Origin of the sequence: Chromohalobacter canadensis (assembly GCF_034479555.1) — a bacterium.
In the GTDB taxonomy this organism is placed as follows: Bacteria; Pseudomonadota; Gammaproteobacteria; order Pseudomonadales; family Halomonadaceae; genus Chromohalobacter; species Chromohalobacter canadensis.
The window spans coordinates 80,845-95,527 of the sequence record NZ_CP140151.1 but is presented as its reverse complement, the minus strand read 5'-3'; the positions used below and the strand labels follow the sequence as shown (position 1 = coordinate 95,527).

Annotated in this window: 12 protein-coding genes; 7 read left to right on the top strand and 5 right to left on the bottom strand. The window is 59.7% G+C overall.

Going from position 1 to position 14,683, the window contains the following annotated elements; translation table 11 throughout:
• The 3 genes from SR908_RS00440 to SR908_RS00430 all read right to left on the bottom strand — a co-directional run bounded on the left by SR908_RS00440 (position 1) and on the right by SR908_RS00430 (position 2,883).
• The gene (locus tag SR908_RS00440) at positions 1 to 1,659 is read right to left on the bottom strand and encodes a 4Fe-4S binding protein (protein ID WP_246921969.1); all 1,659 of its coding nucleotides are present in this window, start codon (positions 1,657 to 1,659) and stop codon (positions 1 to 3) included.
• Between the two features lie 194 nt (positions 1,660 to 1,853).
• Entirely contained in the window at positions 1,854 to 2,453 is a 600-nt protein-coding gene (locus SR908_RS00435) for a DUF3306 domain-containing protein (RefSeq protein ID WP_246921966.1), read from the bottom strand.
• Positions 2,454 to 2,457: 4 nt separating this feature from the next.
• The gene (locus tag SR908_RS00430) at positions 2,458 to 2,883 is read right to left on the bottom strand and encodes a DUF3305 domain-containing protein (RefSeq protein ID WP_097023663.1); all 426 of its coding nucleotides are present in this window, start codon (positions 2,881 to 2,883) and stop codon (positions 2,458 to 2,460) included.
• A gap of 160 nt (positions 2,884 to 3,043) precedes the next feature.
• On the opposite strand from SR908_RS00430, the gene SR908_RS00425 reads away from it, so the two are divergent.
• The 3 genes from SR908_RS00425 (at position 3,044) to SR908_RS00415 (ending at position 6,460) form a co-directional block, all read left to right on the top strand.
• Positions 3,044 to 3,931, top strand: a complete 888-nt coding sequence (locus SR908_RS00425; protein WP_097023664.1) for a formate dehydrogenase accessory sulfurtransferase FdhD — start codon at positions 3,044 to 3,046, stop codon at positions 3,929 to 3,931.
• Positions 3,928 to 4,851, top strand: coding sequence for a helix-turn-helix transcriptional regulator (locus SR908_RS00420; protein ID WP_097023665.1), 924 nt, complete (start codon positions 3,928 to 3,930; stop codon positions 4,849 to 4,851). The genes SR908_RS00425 and SR908_RS00420 overlap by 4 nt, the downstream gene beginning before the upstream one ends.
• A gap of 160 nt (positions 4,852 to 5,011) precedes the next feature.
• Entirely contained in the window at positions 5,012 to 6,460 is a 1,449-nt protein-coding gene (locus SR908_RS00415) for an APC family permease (protein WP_246921963.1), read from the top strand.
• A 67-nt stretch (positions 6,461 to 6,527) separates the two neighbouring features.
• On the opposite strand, the gene SR908_RS00410 is transcribed toward SR908_RS00415, so the two are convergent.
• Together SR908_RS00410 and SR908_RS00405 are read right to left on the bottom strand one after the other, a co-directional pair.
• On the bottom strand, positions 6,528 to 7,160 hold the full coding sequence (locus tag SR908_RS00410; RefSeq protein WP_097023666.1) for a helix-turn-helix domain-containing protein: 633 nt from the start codon (positions 7,158 to 7,160) through the stop codon (positions 6,528 to 6,530).
• Between the two features lie 84 nt (positions 7,161 to 7,244).
• Entirely contained in the window at positions 7,245 to 8,183 is a 939-nt protein-coding gene (locus SR908_RS00405) for a histone deacetylase family protein (protein WP_246921960.1), read from the bottom strand.
• A 262-nt stretch (positions 8,184 to 8,445) separates the two neighbouring features.
• On the opposite strand from SR908_RS00405, the gene SR908_RS00400 reads away from it, so the two are divergent.
• From SR908_RS00400 to SR908_RS00385, 4 genes are all read left to right on the top strand, one after another.
• Positions 8,446 to 11,193 (top strand): bifunctional acetate--CoA ligase family protein/GNAT family N-acetyltransferase, encoded by a 2,748-nt coding sequence (locus tag SR908_RS00400; RefSeq protein WP_246921957.1) that lies wholly within the window; start codon positions 8,446 to 8,448, stop codon positions 11,191 to 11,193.
• Between the two features lie 350 nt (positions 11,194 to 11,543).
• Complete coding sequence (locus SR908_RS00395; RefSeq protein WP_097023737.1) at positions 11,544 to 12,752, top strand: quaternary amine ABC transporter ATP-binding protein; 1,209 nt, start codon at positions 11,544 to 11,546, stop codon at positions 12,750 to 12,752.
• Positions 12,752 to 13,597 carry an ABC transporter permease gene (locus tag SR908_RS00390; protein WP_097023669.1) on the top strand — a complete coding sequence of 282 codons (846 nt, stop codon included), beginning with the start codon at positions 12,752 to 12,754 and terminating at the stop codon, positions 13,595 to 13,597. The genes SR908_RS00395 and SR908_RS00390 overlap by 1 nt, the downstream gene beginning before the upstream one ends.
• 104 nt (positions 13,598 to 13,701) lie before the next feature.
• Complete coding sequence (locus SR908_RS00385; RefSeq protein WP_097023670.1) at positions 13,702 to 14,586, top strand: glycine betaine ABC transporter substrate-binding protein; 885 nt, start codon at positions 13,702 to 13,704, stop codon at positions 14,584 to 14,586.
• The last annotated feature ends 97 nt before the right edge of the window (positions 14,587 to 14,683 follow it).

Sequence of the window (14,683 nt, the reverse complement as noted above, 5' to 3'; positions counted from 1 at the left end):
TCATACCTTGAGCTGAGCGTTGGGGTCACGCGCCATGTCGTGCCAGATATCCTTGACGCGGCAGTCTTCGCACATTTCCAGGCGTTTGATGGCATCGCCGGCAAAATACGGGTGGTCGGCCAATTTCTGCTTGATCGAGGCGATGGTGCTGGCGGTGGCAAAGGGCTTGCCGCAGCTGATGCACTCGAAGGGCGGCTCCTCCTTGACCGTCGCGACGCGGTTGCGCGGCTCGGGAGCGGCCATGAAGCCGGGGTGCAACGCAATGACTTGCTCGGGACACGCGGTCTCGCACAACCCGCATTGCACGCAGGCACTTTCCTGAAAGTCGAGAGCCGGTGACTGCCCGGGACTGCTGAGGGCCTGGGTGGGGCAGACCGCCACGCAGGCCATGCACAGCGTGCAGTTGTCGGTGTCGATATCCAGCGTGCCGAAAGGCGCGCCTGCGGGCATGGCCACGCGCTCTTCACTGGGGGTGCCATGTGCCGCCAGGAAGTCGAGGATGGTGTTGAGGGCCTCGCGCTTTCCGTGTGGGCGCGCCGTCTCCAGGCGTTCGTCGAGGGGCGGCACGCTCGGGAGTGCATCGCGTATGGCGACATCGCCTGCATCGATCAGGTGCAGGCGCTGGGGGTCATGCCCCAGGGCCTCTAGCATGGTAATGGCCTGTGCATGCTGGTCGCGTACTAGATGCGCCAAGGACGGCGGCAAGGCGTCATGCATGACGATGCGTACTTCGGCGGCGCCACGGACGAGGGCGCCGAGCCAGTGGTCGAGCCCCGCCGCGCCGAGCTCTTCCAGCGGTACGTCGAGTACATGGCCTGCCGCTTCAGACGTTTCGCTGGCTTGGGTTTCCTGATCCAGGAAGCGCACGACCGCAGTGTCACCCCCTTCGGAATGGTATGTCGCGAGGAGACGCATGATGTAATCGTCCAGGCGCTCCGGCGTGGGCAAGGCATAGCGAATGGCCCCTGTGGGGCAGGCGCTGGTGCAGCTTCCCGCGCCATGGCAGCGAAACGGATCGACGACGATTTCCTGCTTGACGCTGGAGATGGCGTCGGCGGGGCATATGTCGAGGCAACGGGTACAGCCGCTTTGACCGCGACCCGCGTGGGCGCATAAATCACTGTCGATTTGAAAATAGCGCGGCTTTTCGAACTCGCCGATGCATTCCTGGAGTTCCTGCACGGCCTGTTCGAGGGGCGTCGCTTGTGTGACGCGGTGATACCCCGGCGGCGGCAATTCGTACTGCAATAGCGCTGGTGTGCCGAGGTCGAGCACGGCGTCGAAGTGGTCACGGCCGATCGTCGCCTTGGAGAGGAGCGGACCACCTTCGCCCGCGGTCATGTGAAAGGCGCCGAGATAGCCTTCCAAGTGCGGGGCATCGCAGGCGATGTAATGCGCATTGGTAAGGTCGGACGCCTCGTCACCATCGGCATGCGTCGCGACCAGTGTCACGCTGGCAAGCTCGCTGTCCGCGAGCTGCCGGCCTGCCTGACGAATCGCGTCTGCCGGGCCTACGATGGCGACATGGCCGTGGCTTACGTAGCTCACGGTGGGCGGAGCGAGGTTCTGCGGCCATGACACCTGCTGCAGGGCAGCCTCACGGGCGGCTACATTACGAGCGTCGCCATTTAGCGCGCGCGTATCGATGAACTGGGGCATGTCACCTCATCAACTTGTCGGTCTTGCCACGGGGCTTTGAATCTTGTGTGCCAATCGTGTGGCATCTCGTCTCGGTCTTTGCCGAGCTTTATATAGTGTTATGACTGCAGGTTAGATACCCGTTCTCGTCGTAACCGAAGGGCTCTCCGGGCAAGATACGGGAGTGCGCGGGCGATATTGGTGACCCCGGTGGGTCAAGTTGACGCACCCGAGCGATCCTGTGTGTCATTTGGCGCCTTTTCCGCATTCGATAGCTTGTCCTCGCTCGAGGCTACAGGGGCCGGCGACGCCGTAGGGTCGTCCTCTTCCGTTGCTTGGGCGACTTCTGCTTGATCAGGAGTGTCGTCGTCCTGCGCGGGCTCGAGAATCTTGTCGCGCTCTTGGCGTAACCATTGACGCATCCGCTCGCCGGTTTCGGGCGCCATCTGGGTGAGCTGCGAGTAATCGTCGTCGTAATCGTCGAGACCGTCGCGCACGTTGTAGTTGCCAACCTTGAACATGCGGCGCAGGGCGCGGCGTTTGAGGAATTCACCGACCCCGGGCAACATGAAGGCCCTGAAGTCGTCCCCGGCGCCCAGCGCGTCGGGATCGGGCAGTTGTTCGTCCAGCGGACGCTCGGGGTCATAGCCCGGAATCAAGGCGGCGGCGCGCGATGACGTTGCGTTCTCTTCGTTCGGGGAAGGCGCGTGTGTCTGTTCAGGTGAGGTCGTCGGTGTTTCTTCGCTCAGTGTCTCGAGCGATGACGCCTCGCCATGATCGCGTTTGCGCTGTGACCAGCGTTGCATGAAGCTCATGAAATCACTCCTGACTGGCGCGTCCGGCGCCTGCGCGTTTCTTCTTGCGGCCACCTTCGGCACGTTCGCCGTGACGCGCGAGGTAGGCCTCGATCCAAGCCTGTATCGCCAAGGGCATGGGGGCATCGAGGACCTGGGTGTCGCCGTCCATCCAGTTGGCCGCGACCTCCTGGCTTGCGGTCAGCTCGCGCGGGGCTGGGCCGTCGTCGGTTGCCTCGCAGCGCAAGAACAGGCGGGGGTGTTGGGAGTTCAGGTTGAAACGGTAGGCTGTACGTTCGGTGAGAAAGAGCGTCAGCGGCAGGGCGTGGGAGCCGCGATCATGGCATCCCATGTCTGCAATGTACCAGGCCAGGGACGTGAAGCCCTTGACCTCCTGGCGCTGAAACGCCAGCTCGAAGCTTAAGTGTCTCAGATTATCGTCGGCCGCCATGACGGTTGCCTCCCTGTGAGATGAAACATGGCACGCTGTGTCTTAATCATATAGCAAGCCGCGTGCCTGATAGCCTGGAAAATGCGTCATCGGCGGATATTTCCCTTGAGCATGCGTGTCGCGCTTTGGGTATCCTGTCGCCACAAGTAAGGAGGTGAGCATGTCCAACGTAGTGCTGAGCCAGGCGCGAATGCCAACCACGCTCGAGATCACGGTGACCGATGAGTACGGCCAAAGTCGCCAGCAGGCCATCGCCGCCGAACGCGCGTTGACCGTCTACTTGAACCGCCAGGAGATCGTCACTCTGATGACGCTGGGCGCCGAGCCGGAAGCGCTGGTGCTGGGGTATCTGCGCAACCAGGGCTTGCTGACGCGCGTGGAGGACGTCGAAGTCTTGCAGGTCGATTGGGAAGTGGAAGCGGCGGCCGTGGTGACGCGGGCCTTGCCCGAGGATCTCGATGCTCGCTTGGCACAGCGAACCGTGACCACGGGGTGTGGCCAAGGGACCGTCTTTGGACGTCTGCTCGACGCCACTGATCTGCGTCCGTTGCCGAGTACGCCATTGTCGCAGGCAGTGCTCTACCGTCTGCTCGACGAGCTGGGGCGCTTCAACGAGACCTATCGCAACGCTGGCGCCGTGCATGGCTGTGCCCTGTGCCGCCAGGATCGGGTGCTGGGGTTCGTGGAAGACGTGGGACGTCACAACGCGGTGGATACATTGGCCGGTCGCCAGTGGCTTTCCGCCTTGGGCGAAGGCGCGCCGGAGGATGCCGAGCTGGTTTCGGCCGATATCTTCTACACCACGGGACGACTGACCTCGGAAATGGTGCTCAAGGTCGCGCAGATGGGAATCAGCGTGCTGGTCTCGCGTTCGGGGATGACCCAGAAAGGGGTCGAGCTGGCCAAGCGCTTTGGCGTACTGCTGGTGGCACGTGCCAAGGGGCGGCATTTTCAGGTCGTCGACGAACAGGCGCGTCTGGTGCTGGATGCCATGCCCGTGCAGCGTCCCGGTGACAAGGCGGCTACGCGCCGTAAGGGCGAGGCATGAGTGATACGTCTTCGACCTCACCGTTTCTCAACGTCCATCAAGTTGCCGAGCTTCTACATCTCAATGAAAAGAAGATCTATCAGCTCGCCAGCGATGGGGCGATCCCGTCCACCAAGGTGACCGGCAAGTGGTTGTTTCCGCGGCGCCTGGTCGAGCAATGGATCCTCGAGTCCTGCCATCACGGCGTGTTGGCCGATCGCTTGATGGTCACCGGGAGCGATGACCCATTGCTCTCGGCGTTGATCATGCGACTCAATCAGCAGCAGCAAGGGCATGCTTTCTATGGTTATAGCGTGACCGGGACGCAACTGGGTTTGTCGCTACTCTCGCAAGGCCGTGCCGATGTGTGTGCCATTCACTGGGGGCGGGCCGAGGAAAGCGAGTTGCGCCATCCCGCCTTGGTGAGAAGCCATAGCGGCTATCGTCATTGGGTGCTGGTACGTCTTTTCCGCCGCAGTCAGGGGTTGATCATTCGCGCGGAGGACCGACACCAGCCGCACGACCCTTCGGGGCTCTTCGGGGCCAATCGGCGTTGGGCGATCCGCCAGGAAGGAGCTGGCTCGCAGCGTTTTCTCAAGGAATGGCTGGCGGGGCATCAGTTGCGACTCGAGCAGCTCAACACCCAGGTCGTCGCGTATAGCGAGCGTGAAATCGCCTCGCTCATCGCGCGTCACGAAGCCGACATCGGTCCGGGGACGTTGTCGGCGGCCAATGAATTCGGCCTAGGCTTCATTCCCATCAGCGAGGAGGCGTTCGACCTGGTGACGCCGCGCAATGTGTACTTCAGATCACTGTTGCAGCAGATGTTCGATTATCTGCACAGCGCCGCCGGCTTATCCCTGGCCCAGTCACTGGGCGGCTACACCCTCGATGAATGTGGCACATTGTTGTGGCGAGGCGACGATGTACAACATACCTGACTGATTCGTAGGGAAAAAGATTATTGCGATGCGTGGTTGTGTCGTTTAGTGGGGACAGTTATGTTCGCGATTCGCGTGCATTATTTGAAACGATGCCGCGATCTGGATGCTACTAGCGACAAGCACTTTCAATAACATAGCTTCGACAATGAGTATCGCAATGAATCGAACTAAGTCTTCTCCAGGGGCAAGCGAGCTGACGCGTGTTCTGGCACGCAGGGATGTATTGGCACTGGCATTTGGGGCCATGGTCGGCTGGGGCTGGATCGTCATGACCGGCAACTGGATCCAGTCGGCAGGAAGTATGGGCGCGATCCTTGCCTTTCTCATCGGCGGCGTTGCCATCGTACTGGTCGGGTTGACCTATGCCGAGCTGGCGTCGGCGATGCCGCAGGTGGGTGGCGAGCATGTGTACAGCTATCACGCCTTAGGGCATGTCGCGTCTTTTCTGTGCACGTGGACCATCGTGCTGGGCTACATGAGTGTGGTGTCGTTCGAGGCCGTGGCATTGCCCACGGTGTTCGAAAACCTGTTTCCCGGCTATGCCGTCGGCCATCTATGGACGATTGCAGGCTGGGAGGTCGAAGCTACTTGGGTGGCGGTTGGCGTTATTGGCTCATTGGCCATGATGGCGATCAACTACATCGGCATTCGTACGGCGGCTTTGGTACAGAAGCTGGTGACCGTGTTGATTCTGGTCGTGGGCGTGATGTTTATCACGGGGGCGCTCTTCACCGGTGAGGCCGTCCACATGGAGCCGTTGTTCAACGTCGAGAACGGCCTCGTGGGCGGTATCATGACGGTCATGATCATGGTGCCGTTCATGTTCGTGGGCTTTGACGTCATCCCCCAGGCGGCAGAGGAAATCGATCTGCCGTTTCGCGATATCGGCAAGGTGCTGATGATCTCGGTCATTCTGGCGGTGTTCTGGTATGCGTTGATCATCCTGGGCACGTCGCTGATGCTGAACCCGCAGGCGCTGGAAGCCTCCACGCTGGCGGTACCGGATGCCATGCAGGCCGTTTTCTCGGCGCCCTGGGCCGGCAAGCTGATGGTGCTGGCGGGGATCGCGGGCATCATTACGAGTTGGAACGCCTTCTACGTCGGCGGCTCCCGTGCTGTTTACGCCCTGGCACACGCGGGCATGCTGCCGGCTTTTCTGGGCAAGCTGCACCCGCGTTACAAGACGCCCAGCAATGCGGTGATCATGATCGGTGCCGTGTCGTGCCTGGCGCCGTTCTTCGGCCGTCCGATGCTGGTATGGCTCGTCGATGCCGGCGGGCTGGGCATCGTCATCGCGTACCTGTTCGTGGCCTTGTCGTTCTTGGTAATGCGCCACAAGCGTGCCGACATGCCGCGTCCCTTCAAGGTTCGCTATGGCAAGGCGGTGGGCATCGTCGCCGTGCTTCTGTCGCTGGGGATGGTGAGCCTTTACCTGCCGGGCAGCCCCTCGGCGTTGTTGCCGATCGAGTGGGTCGTCTTCGGGGCCTGGATGCTGTTGGGGCTGGCGATGTATCTCTGGTCGCGCAAGCGCTACGGCGTGGCGTATAGCGACCGTATGATGGCACGCGAACTCTCCGGGGATAGCGCGGTAAAAGACATCGAATAAGTGGTACCTATTCTGTTTTGCTAATTCAGCGCCCGCCCGGCCTTGAGCCGGGCGTTTTTGTCATGCGCTATGCATTCTCGCCGCGGGTACAGACCGACAGCACGACGGCGTCTGACTCGCTGACGGAGACCAGAGCGTGCCCCATGTCGCTGTCGAAATAGATGCTGTCACCATGGGTCAGGCGTAGCGGTTCGTAGAACTCGGTATACAGCAGGATGTCGCCATCGAGGACCATCAGGAATTCCTCGCCATCATGCCGTACCCACTCCTGGAACTCATCGAAGCTACGGGCGCGGACGATGGTTTTGAAGGGGATCATCCGCTTCTGTGCCAGCTGCCACGATAGTAGCTCGTGCTCATAGGTAGGCGTGGGGTGCTGTTGACCTTCGCCGACGCGCGTCAAATCGCGGCGACCGAGCGTGTGTGACTGCGGCTTGGGCGGCGTGAGCAGCTGTGGTAGATCGATCCCGAGGCCGCCGATGAGTTTCTGCACGGCGCTGAAGGTAGGCGATATCTGATCGTTTTCGATCTTGGACAGTGTCGAGCGCGCCAAACCGGTACGTTGACTGACATCTTCCAAAGTCCAGTGGTTGGACAGGCGAATTTCCTTGAGGCGATCACCCAGACGTAGCGGCTCGACGAACGCTTTGCGTCCGGAGGCGATGCGCAGGGCGGCGTCGCTATCGGTTTGGGTAGCCATGGGTTCCACAATAGGAAATAAAGTTTCCGTTAGGATACCACAGCCCGATGGGAGCGGGGCGAGTCGTACGTCGTTGGGACGCGCTCACGGGTCGCCTAGAGGAAAGCCCAGGAGCGCCTTGAGATGTGCCTCGACACTGGTACCCAAAGCATCCAGATGGTAGCCCCCCTCGAGTACCGAGACTAAGCGTCCTTCGGCGTATACGCGGGCGATATCCAGGGCGAGTTGTGTTACCCAGAAGTAATCGGACTCGACGAGATTAAGCTCTGCCATGGGGTCGTCGCGGTGAGCATCGAACCCCGCCGAGAGCATGATCAACTGTGGTTTGAAGGCTTGCAGGGCGGGCAGCCAATGCGTTTCCACGCCGCGTCGGAACGCGGTGCCGTCGCTGCCGGCCTTCAAGGGCGTGTTGATGATGTTGTCCCATGTGCTGTCCTGATAGCGCCAAGGGTAGAAGGGCGCTTGGAAGCTCGAGCAGACGAGAACGCCGGGGTCGTCCTTGAAGATATCCACCGTGCCATTGCCCTGATGGACGTCGAAATCCAGCACGGCGATACGCTCGACACCGTAACGCTGGCGGGCATGGGCCACCCCGATGGCGACATTGTTATAGAAGCAAAAGCCCATCGCCGAGCAGCGTTCGGCATGATGTCCGGGTGGGCGTACGGCGCAGAAGACGTTGTCCGCCTGGTGTCGAAAGACCTGGTCCACGCCACGCACGACCGCGCCGGCGGCGACGCTCGCGGCGGCCAGCGTGTCCGGGTTCATGTGGGTTTCGCCGTCGAGCTCGCTCAAGCCTTCTTGCGGGACGTGAGCCTCGAGCAGTTCCAGATACTGCGGACAATGCGCCAGGGCAAGCGTCTGCGCTTTTACCGGCTGTGCCTCGGATTGCATGGTATGCGTCAACACACCGCTCAAGGCCAGGCGAGCGCGTATGGCTTCCAGGCGTTTGGGGCTCTCGGGATGGCTCGGCGCCATGAAATGCCGCATGCAATCGGGGTGGGTAATATACGCAGTGATCATGGGAACTCCATCCAGAGGACGTCTATCGGCTGAGACGTTGGGCGCATGCTGTCCGCGTGGGACCTTAAGGCCTGATAGGATGTGAGAACAGTGCCCATAGGTCGAACGATGCCATGTCACTGCGGCCGTGACGAGAGGCCTGCGTTATGCTGTGTCTAAAAAATGGTCTGGCCATCGCGCGCCGACTTTTCGATAGAGCTTAAGTTTAGCTGCGCGAACGCGATGGTGAGCGGCAAAGTCGGATCAAGCGGGAGAGATTGCTGTGGGAACGCGTTTTCTGCGTCACTTCTTCGAGCCACATAGCGTGGCAGTGATCGGCGCTTCGGAAAAGCCGCATTCAATGGGCGGCATGGTGCTTGGCAATCTGCTCGAGGCGGGGTTTTCCGGCACGCTTTGGGCGGTGAACCCGCGCGGTTATGACACGGTCTACGGCGTCACCTGCGTAAAGCGTATTGCGGATTTGCCCGCCGTGCCGGATCTGGCGATCCTCTGCAATCCGGTGGAAGGCGTGCCGCGGAGCATCGAGGCGCTGGGCAAGCTAGGGGCACGCGCTGCCTTGGTGCTGTCGGGGGGCTCCTATCTCGACGATCGCACTCAGGATGGCGGTTCGCTTCGAGAGCGTATGCTCAAGGCGGCACTGCGTTCGGGAATTCGCGTGTTGGGGCCGGAGTGCCTGGGGATCGTGGTGCCCGGCAGCAAGCTCAACGCCACTTATGCCAGCCAGCCGATCAAGGCGGGACGCGTCGCCTACCTGGGGCAGTCGGGGATGCTCGGCAATGCCATGATCGACTGGGCCGCGGGCCGCGACATCGGCTTTTCGCATTTGGTGACATTGGGCGACAGCGTTGACGTGATGCTGTCCGATCTAATGGATTACATCAACCAATACTCGCCGACACGTGCCTTGCTGCTGCATCTGGAACGAGTACACGATGCGCAGCATTTCATGACCGCGTTGCGTGATGCCTCACGACACCGGTTGGTGCTGGCAATCAAGAGCGGACGCTCGGTTCAGTCGACACTCACCCATGAACCGCAGACGCCAGGAATCGATAATCGCGACGTGGTGTTCGATGCAGCGCTGGCGCGCGCAGGGGTCGTGCGCGTGGATGATTCCGATGAGTTGTTCGATGCATTGGAAACACTGACGCGCATGCGTCCGTTGCGTGGTGACCGCTTGGCCATCGTGGCGAATGGGTTGGGACCGGCACTCTTGGCGATCGACAAGCTGGTGATCGCGGGGGGCAAGCTGGCGGAATTAACCGACGTTACCCGTGATGCACTGGTGCAGGGGGAGTTCGATGTCAGCTTGCCGGGGCGTAATCCCGTCGATTTGGGCGGTAACGCCTCGCCTGAGCGGTTCGTCGATGCGTTGGAAATCGTGGCGGCCGATGCCAACGTGGACGCCGTGCTGGTGGTACACGCACCGACTCGTCTGGCGCCTTCCAAAATTACGGCCGAGGCGTTGATCGCCAATCGCAAACGCTTCAAACGCAACCTGCTGACCAGCTGGATGGGGCTCGAGGAAGCGCTCAAGGCACGCCATGAGTGCAATCTGGCGGGTATCCCCACCTATATCTCCCCAGAGAAAGCGGTCAAGGCTTTCATGCACATGGTCGATTATCAGCGTGTGCAGACCCTCCTGCAGGAGACGCCGCCAAGCTTGCCTTTCACGACGCAACCCGACATCCGCGCTCGCTGCCATCGTTTGATCGCCTCGGCCAAGCGGCGTGAGCGTGATCGCCTGACGCACCAGGAGACCGCCGAGGTCCTGGCCGCCTATGGCATACCGGCGGCGCCGAGCCAGTATGTCTTCAGCCCCGAGGAGGCGCTGCAAGCCGCGCGTGACATCGAAGGCCCCATGGCACTGAAAATCGTGCATGCAAATAACTGCCTGCCGTTTCGCTACCGTAGGCATCCGCATAAGCTCTCCGCGGGCTTGCTGCAAGATCTCGAGACGCCGGAGCAGGTGGCCGATGGCGTGCGGCGTCTGGGGGACAAGGTCTGCGAAAAATTCCCCGAAAGCCCGATTTTCAGCTATTGCCTGCAACGTATGCAGCGCGGCAAGGCATCGATGCAGCTCTGTGCGGGAATCACGCGTGACCCGGTGTTCGGGCCGATCATTGTCTTCGGCATCGGTGGTTACAAGATCAATGTGTTGGCGGATCGTCAGGTTGCCTTGCCGCCTCTGAACATGACCCTGGCCAATGAGCTGATATCGCGTACGCACGCGTACCGCCTGATTCGCGAGCACGCCGCCGACCCGGAACAGGACGTCGAGCGCCTCTGCGAATTGCTGGTCAAGCTCTCTCAGATGGCGTCGGATTTACCCGAACTCCAGGGGTTGGAGCTCAATCCGCTATTGCTCAACCGCGATGGCGTGGTGGCAGTGGACTTTGCCATGGATCTGGGGCAGCCCGCGCGTCATGCGATCATGCCCTATCCCGAGGAACTGCGTGAATGGCGGGCGTTGGGCAATGGCATGGATGTCGAAGTGCGCCCGATCCGTGGAGAGGACGCGCCGTTGATCACGTTATTTCATGAGCGGCTCTCCGAGGAAAGCATTCGCTTTCGTTATTTCCACCACAAGGCGGATCTAACCCAGCGCGACCTGGCCGTGCTGGCGCAGATCAATTACGACCGGCAAATGGCCTTCATCGCCGAGCATGCGCGACCCGATGGCGATAAGGAAATGCTGGGCGTAGTGCGTGTGTGGAACGATCCGGACAACATCCGCACTGAATTTTCCGTGATCATTCGCGATGATCTCCACGGGCATGGTCTCGGTAGCCTGCTGATGGAAAAGATGATCCGTTACTGCAAGGGCCTCGGCATCCTCGAGATGGTCGGCACGGTGATGCTCGACAACCAGCCCATGCGCGCGTTGCTGAAACACTTGGGCTTCAGTTTCCGCTATATCATGGAAGAGCAGGTGGTCGAGGCCTCCTTGCGACTCAACGAGCCGAGCAGCGATTGGCAACGCCACCGTTTGGATAGCCCGACGGACTAATGCTCCTGGGCCTGTCTTTCGATGTCGCGACGAGGCCGCTTAAGGTCGGCTTCGTCGCTTGCCGAGCTCGGCGGTCGGGTATGATCGAGGCGCCTGGCGGCGCGCGCCGGGTTATTGAACCATGGATCAATCATCAGTTGTTTTTATTTGAAGCAATATCAATAAGTAGGTATGATTCGATACGAAACATAACGAAATTTTATCTTCATGATCATCTCTTATCATCTCCATGACCATAATAAGAGCCAGGAGACTGACCCGCCAGATACTCGCAACGTGACAACGTGACATTGCCGAGCGCTCTTGCTTCGCAAGGGCATGGCGACGACTTGACCAAAGCAGGCAAGCCTATGACTGAAACAGACGAAACCAATATCAAGATTCAGGTGCGCGGTCTGAGCAAGGTGTTTGGCTCCCAGCCTAAGAAAGCACTCGAGCTGCGTAACCAAGGGAAAAAGCGTCCCGAAATTCTTGAGAAAACCGGCCAGACCCTGGGTCTTTCCAATATCGACTTCGATGTACGTGAAGGTGAGCTTCTCGTCATCATGGGTCTGTCGGGCTCCGGGAAATCGACGTTGATTCGCTGTCTCAATCGCCTCATCGAGCCCACCGAGGGCGATATCGTGATCGATGGTCAGAACATTCCCAAGCTCAGTGAGAAAGAGCTGCTGGAATGCCGCCGCCGTCACTTCTCGATGGTTTTTCAGAATTTTGCGCTATTTCCGCATAAGACCGTTCAAGAAAATGCCGAATATGGCCTTGAGGTGCGCGGCGTCGAGAAAAAATCTCGCGTGGAAAGTGCTCGCAACTCTCTCAAGCAGGTAGGCTTGGACGGCTGGGAAGATGCCTACCCGAGCCAGCTTTCCGGCGGCATGCAGCAGCGTGTCGGTCTGGCCCGCGCATTGGCTAACGACTCGACCGTGATGTTGATGGACGAGGCGTTTTCGGCGCTCGACCCGCTGATCCGCAAGGATATGCAGCAAGAATTGATCGAGCTGCAGCATCGTATGAAGAAGACCACGATCTTCATCACCCACGATCTCGATGAAGCGATCAGCATTGGCGATCGCATCATCCTGCTCAAGGATGGCGAGGTCGTGCAGATGGGCACGCCCGAAGATATCCTGACGCGGCCCGCTGACGATTACGTGGCGCGCTTCGTCGAGGGCGTGGATATGTCGCGCATCTTCACGGCAAATAGTGCCATGCGTTCCGTGCGTGCCACGGCGCGTGATAGTGATGGCCCGCGTACCGTGTTGCGCAAGATGAGCGACAACGGACTCGACTCCATCTACGTCATCGGTCGTGACCGTACCTTGCTGGGCATCGTGAGCGTCGACGATGTCGATGCCGCTGCCAAGGCTGGCAAGGACACGATCAACGAGTTGATCCAGAACGACTTCCCGAAGGCCGGTCCGGATGAACCGATGAACAATCTCTTTGCCATGTTCAACGATAAAAGCTATCCGATTGCCATCGTCGACGACAACCAGCGTCTATTGGGGGTGGTCGTGAAGGGCGCGGTACTTGAGAAACTGGCTGAAGCGGGAGAGCACTGATGGCGATTGATATTCCACGCATTCCCCTCGGCGACGGCATCGAGGGTGGTCTCGATTTTCTAACATCGCACTATTCCATAGTGACCCGAGGCATCTCGCGTGTTACGCAGAGCGGGATTACGGTGCTCAACGATGGGCTGATGTGGCTGCCTGAGTGGGCACTGATGGCGATCATCGCGCTGATCTGCTGGCGGGTTGCCAACTTGCGCCTGGGGATTGGCGCGGTGTTGGGACTGGCCTTGATCTGGAACCTTGGGCTTTGGGACCCGATGATCGAGACCTTGACGCTGGTGGTGATTGCCACTGTGGTCGCGGTAGTCATTGCTATGCCAGTTGGGGTGCTCGCGGCCATTTCGGATCGCTTCTATAGTGTCATCATGCCGGTTCTGGATTTCATGCAGACCATGCCGGCTTTCGTTTACCTGATTCCGGCCATTCCGTTTTTCGGGATTGGTTCAGTGTCGGCTATTTTCGCTACGGTGATCTTTTCGATGCCGCCGGCGATACGCTTCACGACGCTGGGTATTCGACAGGTGCCCAAGGACTTGATAGAGGCGGCGGATGCGTTCGGTGCCACGCGTAGTCAGAAGCTGATCAAGATTCAGTTTCCGTTGTCCTTGCCGACGATCATGGCCGGCATCAATCAGACGATCATGCTAGCGTTGTCGATGGTCGTGATCGCGGCCATGATCGGGGCTGATGGCCTGGGTAGCGAAGTGTGGCGCGCCATCCAGCGTCTGCGTCCTGGCGATGGTTTCGAAGCCGGTATTGCTGTAGTGATCCTGGCCATGTTGCTGGATCGCATTACGCAGGCGCTTCGCAAGCCGAAAAAGAAAACTAGCTAAGAAGCAAGGCGTAACAAAACGCCATGTATCGAGCATATGCTCGAAAAGGAACGGCCGCGGCCGTTCCGGCAGGATCTCCCATCAATAAGAGAAGGGGAAAAACGATGACACGCACTCCATTGACGAAAGCCGTACGCTATGGCGCCATCATGATGGCCGCCGGTGCAGGGCTCAATGCGGGCATCGCGCAAGCGCAGGACAGCAAGGGTGATATTACACTCGCCTATGTCGAGTGGTCTTCCGAAGTGGCCTCCACCAACGTGGTGCGAGCGGTGCTTGAAGAGCAAGGCTACAACGTGGAAATGTCCTCACTGTCTGCCGCTGCGATGTGGCAAGCTGTGGCGTATGGTGATGCTGATGGCATGGTGGCGGCATGGTTGCCTTCCACGCATGAACAGTACCTGAATGAGGTGGGCGACAAGGTCGAGAACCTGGGGCCGAACCTTGAAGGTACCAAGCTGGGGCTTGTTGCTCCCTCTTATACCGATATCTCATCCATTGATGAGCTCAATGACAAAGCGGATATGGTCAACGACGAGATCGTGGGCATTGATCCGGGCGCCGGTCTGATGAATCTGACCGAAAATGTCATCGAAGAATACGATCTGGGCGACGCCATCAATCTGCAATCGGGCAGTGGCGCTACCATGACGGCGGCGCTGGATAGTGCCATCAAGAACGACGAGGACATTGTCGTCGCCGGCTGGACACCGCACTGGATGTTCGCACGCTGGGATCTTAAGTATCTGGACGATCCCAAGAATGTCTACGGTGGAGCCGAGCACATCAATACCGTCGTGCGCAAAGGGCTGAAGGACGATATGCCGGAAGCCTACGCGATTCTCGATAACTTCGAGTGGACGCCGGAGCAGATGGGCGAAGTGATGCTCATGAATCAGGAAGAAGATTCCGATCCGTACGAAAACGCCAAGAAGTGGGTTGACGAGAACCCCGAAGTCGTCGACGAGTGGGTAAACGGCGACAGCTGATAGGCGCTACTTACGACATTATTTGTCGAAGAGTGTTGAAGCAGACGCCCGGTCCTTAGTGGATCGGGCGTTTTGCATGGTGGGCTCGCTGACGTGC